The organism is Candidatus Oleimmundimicrobium sp., from assembly GCF_030651595.1.
GTDB lineage: Bacteria > Actinomycetota > Aquicultoria > UBA3085 > Oleimmundimicrobiaceae > JAUSCH01.
In genome coordinates this window covers 1-1,901 of sequence record NZ_JAUSCH010000003.1, presented here as the reverse complement: position 1 = coordinate 1,901, position 1,901 = coordinate 1, and the positions used below count along the sequence as shown (strand labels likewise).

Annotated in this window: 1 protein-coding gene; it reads left to right on the top strand. The window is 49.3% G+C overall.

Features of this window, described 5'->3' with window-relative positions; all coding sequences use genetic code 11:
* Nucleotides 1-725: 725 nt before the first annotated feature.
* On the top strand, nucleotides 726-1,901 hold a 1,176-nt coding region (locus Q7U95_RS00065; protein WP_308751228.1), incomplete at its 3' end, for a dihydrolipoyl dehydrogenase.

Here is a 1,901-nt window from a genome sequence, read left to right as displayed (position 1 = left end):
GAATAGTCAAACTCACAGCCCTGACCGATTAAAATCGGACCCGAACCTATGATTAATAGCTTCTTAATATCTAGTCGTTTTGGCACTTATGAATTCCTTATAATTTGCCGGACTGCCGCAATATAAAGTCATTTCTCATTGTTAAATTACCTACATCACCAATCCGGCGCGCAGCAAAAGCACACCAAATGGTAAATTACGCGGATTATACAGATTTGAACCGGTTTTTCCAGTAAAATCTTGTGTTCTTACGAAATTGGTGTGCGACATTATGTTATGATGTAGTGCGGGCTTCCGGCCCGCAAATCGAAACGCACAATTCCCATTGCCTTGGGATTGCCCGCGGCCGTTGATATCACCGCGGTTTGGCCTACAATTTGGAGTGCGGCGGCAACCAACGGGCGACGCCGCTTTTGCGCCGCCAATGAGTTACGATTAGCCTGAGCCCCCCCCCAGAAAATACGCCTTTGAGCCGCCGTTCGTTAATAAATAATGGTTTTTCGAGGCGTATTTCCGGCTCTCTGGCGTCATTCGCCCGGGGCAATCGCATCTAAATTTCACTTTACCACTTACACTGCGAATCTAAATAGCTATAATATCGTCATATAACTTACGGATTGAAGCTCATTACGCTTACCGTAACAATCAACGCATCGCCGCCGCTGCTGCTGAACAGCCTGGGGGCGATGATGAGAAATCAGAGGTTAAACCAGGGAGTGGATGCTATGACAGAAAAAACAAAAGTAGTGATAATCGGGGCAGGTAGTGCCGGGATATCGGCATTGCGGGCAGTTCAGAAGATAACCGATGAATATATTATAATAGACAATGGCCCTTTGGGGACAAAGTGCGCACGCGTCGGGTGTATGCCGTCGAAGGCGTTGATCTCGGTGGCCAACGACTTCCACAGGCGTAAGAAGTTTGAGAAAGAAGGCATACTCGGGGGCGAAAGTCTCACGGCGTACATGCCGGCAGTGCTCAAGCACGTACGCGGGTTGAGGGATCATTTCGCCCGGGCAATGGTCGAGGTAACGGAATCGCTCGCGAAAGACCATTTGATGATAGGGTCTGTGCAGATAATATCCGCCGATACGGTAAGGATCGGCTCAATGAATATTCAGACTGAAAATATCATCATTGCTACTGGGGCAAGCCCGAAAGTGCCGCAAAAGTGGAAGGAATTTGGACAGGGAATAATTACGACAGATGATTTTTTTGAGTTAGAAAATATTCCCGCCGATATTGCAGTGATAGGGCTTGGGGCGGTAGGCTTGGAAATAGGCCAGGCGCTGAGCCGGTTGGGCATCAATGTTACCGGCTTTTCATCGGGCAGCTCCGTTGCCGGGATGGGCAACCCTGAAATTAATGCCCTTGCGATAGAAATACTGCAAAATGAATTTCCCATACACCTTGAAGCGGAGCCAAAGCTTTACAAGGCCGGCGGCAAAATACGCATCGAACACCCTGATAAGACGGTGGAAGTGGATGCGGTCATAGCTGCTATCGGGCTTTGTCCGAATTTAGCCCGATTAGGCCTCGAGAACGCAGGCGTCAGGCTCGATGAACGCGGCCTGCCCGATTTTGATCGCCGCACTATGCAAATTCAGGACTTGCCGATATTCATTGCCGGCGACGCGGACGGGTGCCGTCCGATACTCCACGAGGCCATTGATGAAGGGTTCATAGCCGGCCACAATTCAGTTTCGGACAAAATAAGCGCGTTTTGCAGAAGAAGTTCAATGAAGATGGTGTTTTGTGACCCGCAAATAGTGTCGGTCGGGCTTACGTATAAACAGCTTGGCGACAAAAAGGCGTCTTTTGTTATCGGCAGAGAGGATTTTTCCCAGCAGGCAAGAGCCATGCTTGAGCAAAAAAATTCCGGTCTGCTGCATATCTACGCC